The following is a 5,786-nucleotide window of genomic DNA, read 5'->3' on the forward strand; positions in this document are numbered from 1 at the left end:
GTTGGGTCGGCCGCGCGGCGAGGTGCTCGCCGTAGGGCGAGTCCTTTTCCACGCGGCCTCCCGCCGAACCGGACATGACAGTTTCCCGGTCATCCGGCTCTCCAGTGATCACTGCGTGAGTGGTTTGGCTGGCCGTTCTGAATGGATACGGTCATGGCAGACATCGCAGGCGACGACAGTTTTGCGTCGTCGGCGAAGCATGACGCGCGCCCAATCGGAAGGCTGCCATCCGGCATGAGCGAGGTCGGCGAGAGCGCGGACGTGATGCACTTGCACGTTGCCCTTGCTTCCGCAGATCTCGCAGGTATCCGCTAGGAGTCTCGCAATGAGTTCCTTCTGCGGATAGTCCACCCGGACAGGCTCACGGTCGGAAAGCTCTGCCGCCCGCTGCCGTTGGAGAGGAATTCCACCGAACCGTGCCACCAGTGGTTTCCTGTTCTTCCGCTCGATTCGGGCCTCGAAGCAGACTCGGGGCCCGTTGGGGGAGTCGATTCTGGCCTTGTGTTTGGCAGCCATCTTCGACACTGACGAACGGTGCTTGGCCGCAAGAGTCTTGAGCATAGAAGTTGCCATGACCCATTGCAGCCGGTGCAGCCGGAAGACGTCTCCGGCAAGCAGGTAGTACTGGACGATGCCCCGATAAACGGTCCCGAAGGTCGCCACGATCGCGTGATCGTCGCTGTTGATTAGGGCCGTCTTTGCTGCGGGTTTTCCGCGATTAAGGTACGGGGCACACTTGGCCTTGATCACATCCCGTGGGACACGGAGTGCTATCGGACCGTTGGCCCGACGGTAGCGGCCTGTCTTCTTCGTGTCGTTGTGCTGGGTCGTGATCTCGTAGCCGAGAAACCTAGCTGCCCGGGTACGGGCATGAGTGATCAGCGTCTTGTCCTGGGACAGTTCCAGCTTGAGTTCGTCACGTAGGAACTGGGCCAGGCGTTGCTTGATCTGCTCGGCCTCGGCTTTCGCGCCGGTGAAACCGAGGAGGTGATCGTCCGCATAGCGAATGTAGCGCAGCCTGCGATATCCCGGATCGTTGGGATCCGCGCTCGGCAGGCTGACCATCCGCTGACGCAGCGCACGGGCCTGAGCCCGGTCACCCCGTCGGCGGGCTTTCGCCAGCAGATACTGCAACTCCAGGTAGGCCGGGTTGCGGGCCCGGCGGTCTCCTCGGGTGTATTCCGGAATCAGAACTGTCTCGACGAACTCATCCAACTTGTGCAGGTAGATGTTGGACAGAACTGGGGAGGCCACTCCGCCCTGCGGTGCTCCGGAGAGCGTGGCACCCCACCTCCAGTCCTCCAGGTATCCGGCTGTCAGCATGTTTCGCACCAGCCGCAGGAACCGCTGGTCATGAATTTTCTCGCCGAGGATCGACAGCAGGACCTCATGGTCCAGGCTGCCGAAGCAGTCGGCGATGTCCCCTTCGATGAACCAGGACGTTCCGGTCCAGGTTTGGTCCACCTCCCGCAAAGCGGTATGGCAACCTCGGCGGGGACGAAACCCATGTGAGCGGTCGGAGAACGTCGGCTCGTAGTACGCCTCTAATAACAGGCGGACCACTTCGCCCACGAGCTTGTCCGACCAGGTCGGCAGTCCCAGCGGACGCGTCTTCCCATTCTTCTTTGGGATATGGACACGCCGGACCGGACGGAAGCGGTAGCGCTCGTGGCGCATCGCCTCGATGATCCGGTCGATCTTCCGCTGTGACATGCCGTCCACGGTTTCTGACGTGACCCCAGGCGTCATCGCACCATGGTTGGCATAGATGCGCCCGTAGGCCAACAGATACAACTGCGGGTTGAACAGCTGTCGATACAGTTCGTCACACGGCAAGCCACGCCTGCCGCGCTCACGCAGGACACCCAGCACCGTTTCGGCACTCTGCATTTCGCATACCTCCCAAGTCTCGGGTGTCCGAACCACCTGACCCCCTTCGCCCTGTAGACGGCTTTCCCGCCCTCCCTGGCCGGTCGTGACTCCGGCGACTACTACGGGGCCTCCGTCGCCATAGGATTCGCATCCCGTAGGCGATCCCACGTTCGTCCCTGTTTGTACGTTCTAGCGCGACGTAGGCGGCCCACTCATCTCCTTGAATGTCCTCGCTGGACATCGCTCCGCTTCCCGGAAGTTGCATCGACCACTCCACCAAGTCGATACAGGATGCGGCGCCGGTTTCAGTCTGCTTTCCGGCGGATGGGAAATTGCATCTTCTGGAGATTGGGCTTCAAACAATCCAGTCTTCGCCATATCGCGCGGGCCCCCCAAGGCACCGCCCCTGACAGCTGGGCCCGGTCCTTGGTTTTCTGACATGCTGTTGTCCCCTTCACCTTTCGGATCCAGGTAAGTCATCTGGCCCAGGAACCTCCTTCCGAGTTCCTCCCGGTTGAACCGGGGATACAAACAGAGCGCCTCGTGGCGCACTGCAGTCTCTCCAGCACCCACTGCCGTCCCGCGATCGCCCCGTCCCGGGGGACGAGCGCGTACTCCTCGTCTGGGATGGGGTCGACGTCGTCAGCGGGAAGGGTGATCGGGGTGGGGGCTCCCATGGGGCGGCTGCGACCCTCGGCGTCTTCCCAGCGCGTGGGCAGGATGGCTTCCGCCTCGCACCACCACTGGCCGTCGGCGGTGCGTGTCCAACCGGTGATGACCAAATCCAGCTGCTGGCCGTCAGGCATCGTGCCACGCACCCACGGCCCAGCCTTCGACCGCCATTCCTCACTCGCCTCCACCGTTCGAATATTGATCGAACATTGAAGGAGTGGGCTGGTCGGAGGCGCCCCCCGACTGCTTGTGAAGCTCCGGCCAGGGGACATGTCCCCCGGCCGGAGCTTCACAAGCACAGGGCCGACTTCGCGGTACTCAGTTGGCTATGCCGACGGGGTGGACCTGGATCTTGTCGTCGTACGGGCCGGCCAGCTTCAGCGCCTCCGCGGGCCACTCCAGGGACACGCTGTGGGTCTCGTTCGGCGGCGTCACGATGATGTTGGTCGGGGACGCGAGGCTGTCGCCACTGAAGTCGACCTCGTACGAGATGCTGAAGGTGGCGGTGTCACCGGGCTTCAGGTCGGTGATGCGGGGCTGCTCACCGCCGCGCTGGACAGGGGCGGACGTGCCATCGATGTCCTTCAAGTCGACGCCCGCGAAGCCCGTCGCCGAGCAGGTCTTCGCGCCCTTGTTGGTCATCTGAACGGTGACCTCGCCCACCTTCTGGTCGGGCGAGCTGTCCACAGCCTCCATGATCAGGTCGTTCGTGCGGCAGAACTTGCTCTTTCCCCCGCCCTTCGCCGCACCGTCGGTGGCGTCCTGCCCGCCGCCTGCCTCCGAGCCTCCCTTGCCCTTGGCGTCGGAACCCTGCGCACCGCCGGAGGAACCCGAGGAGCTGCTGGACCCGGCCGGGGCCGTGTCGGCCTGGCCCGCGGACTTCGCGTCACCGTTGCAGGCCGTCAGGGTCAGCGCGGCGGCCGCGGTCAGGACCGCGGCGGCAACGCGGAAGGTGCGACGGCGGGCGATGCGGGCAGTGGTGTTGGAGCGCATTTCGGGTCCCCCTGGGAGGTCGGTGTCGTCGTCTGCTCGGTACGACAACAACTCTGACCGGGGCCACTACCGCAACACTGCCGCCCCACTAACGTCCCGCTAACACGACCGCGACCAGGAGAAAGACTCCAATCAGAGGCACCCCGATGCGTGCGCGTTTACGCTGGTAGACCCCAGGGGGGCTCTGGGAGGTAGCCATGCGCCCCGTATGGAGCGGAGCCGTCAGCCTCGGTCTCGTGACTTCTCTGAACCAAGGCCAGGGCCGCTGCGCTGGAGTATGTGCGGCCAGGGCCGTGGTCGGTCACACACATCAGGTGTAGTAGGTGTCGAACGATCCGATCCACGACGCAGCCAACGGCAGGACACACACCTGCACGCCGGCTGTGGACCAGCACCGACACAGGGCCGCGATCCCGGAGGTCCACCACGCCGTCGTGCGCAGTGCGCTCACCGCTCCGGCCTGATAGCCCTGCCCGGAGGGATCCGTCATCCCGGGGTAACCCATCCAGTCCTCTGTGAAGATGCCGTCCGACCCGAACACGATGGCTGCCGACACGAGCCACAGATCGCCCAGGAGGGCCGCCACGGCGAGCACCACGTCGAGACGCAGGTACGCGGGCGTCGGCACCAGCAGCCGTACCGCCGGGTGTCCGTGGCGCCGCACCCAGTCCCGGGGCCAGATGCGTACCAGCACAACGACGGCGTACACCAGCCCAGCGACGGCCGCTGCCCACCCGCCCATGAAGACCAGTCCGAAGAACAACATCCCGAAACCCATGCCGGGCCAGATGCCGCACCGCGATCGGGACAGCAAGTTCACCGCCGCATTCGACACCGTCTTCGCCGGCAACGGCACAGCCGTCATCCCAACGCCGCCGCAGAGTCCCCGGTCCAACGCGTTCGCCGAACGATGGATACGTACAGCCCGCGCCGAGTGCACCGACCGCCTCCTCATCACCGGCGAACGACACCTGCGCACCGTCCTCACCATGTACGCCGAGCACTACAACACGGGACGGGCCCACCGCAGCCTCGGCCTACGAGCACCCGACGACGACCCGAACGTCATACCCCTACCCGCTGCCACAGTCAGGCGCCGACAGGTACTTGGCGGACTGCTCAACGAATACCACACCACGTCACCCCGGCTGCCTCATCACCCACAGGAAACGCCCAGCTCAGCAGCCTAGTTGGCATATTGACACCCTTCACGCCGAGTAGCTGTCGCCGTCGGACTACGGCAGCGGGCAGGGGGATGACGCTCGGGTGGTCGTCCGGGGCGCGTAGGCCGAGGCTGCGGTGGGCCCGTCCGGTGTTGTAGTGCTCGGCGTACGTGGTAAGGACGGCACGGAGGTGTCGTTCGCCGGTGATGAGGAGGCGGTCGGTGCATTCGGTGCGGGCTGTACGTATCCATCGTTCGGCGAACGCGTTTGACCGTGGGCTTTGCGGCGGAGTCGGGATGACGGCTGTGCCATTGCCGGCGAAGACGGCATCGAACGCGGCGGTGAACTTGCTGTCCCGGTCACGGATGAGGAACCGGAAGCACCCACCTCTGTCCTCGAGGTCCATGAGCAGGTTGCGGGCGAGTTGCGTGACCCATGCGCCCGTGGGACGTGCGGTGACGCCCAGGACATGGACGTGCCGGGTGGCGATCTCCATGACGAAGAAGACGTAGAGACGTCTGAGGAAGACGGTCTCCACGTGCATGAAGTCGCAGGCGAGCAGCGTGTGGGCCTGGGAACGGAGGAAAGTACGCCAGGTCTGCTGGGAGGCGCGCTGAGGTGCGGGCGGCAGACCGGAGCGGCGCAGGACGCGCCGGATCGTGGCGGCGGCGACCCGATGACCGAGCCGTCGGAGTTCGCCTTGGATCCTGACGTATCCCCAGGTCGGGTTCTCCCGCGCCAGGCGCTGGATGAGCGCGACCGTCTCTTCTGCCAGCGGTGGTCGGCCGGGTCCGGTTGGGGTTTGGCCCCATTTCCAGCGCACGAGACGGCGATGCCAGGTCAGCAGTGTGCCCGGGGTGACCAGCCGGTGGCGGCGCAAGACGGGTGGAAGGTGCCGCGCAAGAGCGGAGAGCACGGCACGATCAGCCCATGAGAGCCGCGGACGCTCGATCTGCCGACGCAGGACGGCGACCTCATGGCGAAGCACGAGGATCTCGGCGTTGCTCACGGCGGTCGAGCGGCCCAGCAAAAGGAGGCAACCCAGCAGTCGGCAGAAGATCAGGTAGAGCCTTCGCAGACCCACAA

At 65.1% G+C, this 5,786-nt stretch carries 5 protein-coding genes; 1 reads left to right on the top strand and 4 read right to left on the bottom strand.

Annotated features, from left to right (window positions below; all coding sequences use genetic code 11):
- Window positions 1-108 precede the first annotated feature (108 nt).
- From CCN51_RS14035 to CCN51_RS14050, 3 genes are all read right to left on the bottom strand, one after another.
- Complete coding sequence (locus CCN51_RS14035; protein WP_211303224.1) at window positions 109-1,890, bottom strand: reverse transcriptase/maturase family protein; 1,782 nt, start codon at window positions 1,888-1,890, stop codon at window positions 109-111.
- A 972-nt stretch (window positions 1,891-2,862) separates the two neighbouring features.
- Window positions 2,863-3,537, bottom strand: a complete 675-nt coding sequence (locus tag CCN51_RS14045; RefSeq protein ID WP_014174076.1) for a DUF4232 domain-containing protein — start codon at window positions 3,535-3,537, stop codon at window positions 2,863-2,865.
- A gap of 310 nt (window positions 3,538-3,847) precedes the next feature.
- Complete coding sequence (locus CCN51_RS14050) at window positions 3,848-4,402, bottom strand: hypothetical protein (RefSeq protein ID WP_245881616.1); 555 nt, start codon at window positions 4,400-4,402, stop codon at window positions 3,848-3,850.
- On the opposite strand from CCN51_RS14050, the gene CCN51_RS14055 reads away from it, so the two are divergent.
- Window positions 4,326-4,727, top strand: a complete 402-nt coding sequence (locus tag CCN51_RS14055; protein WP_245881617.1) for an integrase core domain-containing protein — start codon at window positions 4,326-4,328, stop codon at window positions 4,725-4,727. The two genes, CCN51_RS14050 and CCN51_RS14055, sit on opposite strands and share 77 nt — an antisense overlap.
- On the opposite strand, the gene CCN51_RS14060 is transcribed toward CCN51_RS14055, so the two are convergent.
- Window positions 4,657-5,784 carry an integrase core domain-containing protein gene (locus tag CCN51_RS14060; protein ID WP_245881618.1) on the bottom strand — a complete coding sequence of 376 codons (1,128 nt, stop codon included), beginning with the start codon at window positions 5,782-5,784 and terminating at the stop codon, window positions 4,657-4,659. The genes CCN51_RS14055 and CCN51_RS14060 overlap by 71 nt on opposite strands.
- Window positions 5,785-5,786: the final 2 nt, after the last annotated feature.

It is taken from the genome of Streptomyces milbemycinicus (assembly GCF_002154605.1).
Classification (GTDB): domain Bacteria; phylum Actinomycetota; class Actinomycetes; order Streptomycetales; family Streptomycetaceae; genus Streptomyces; species Streptomyces milbemycinicus.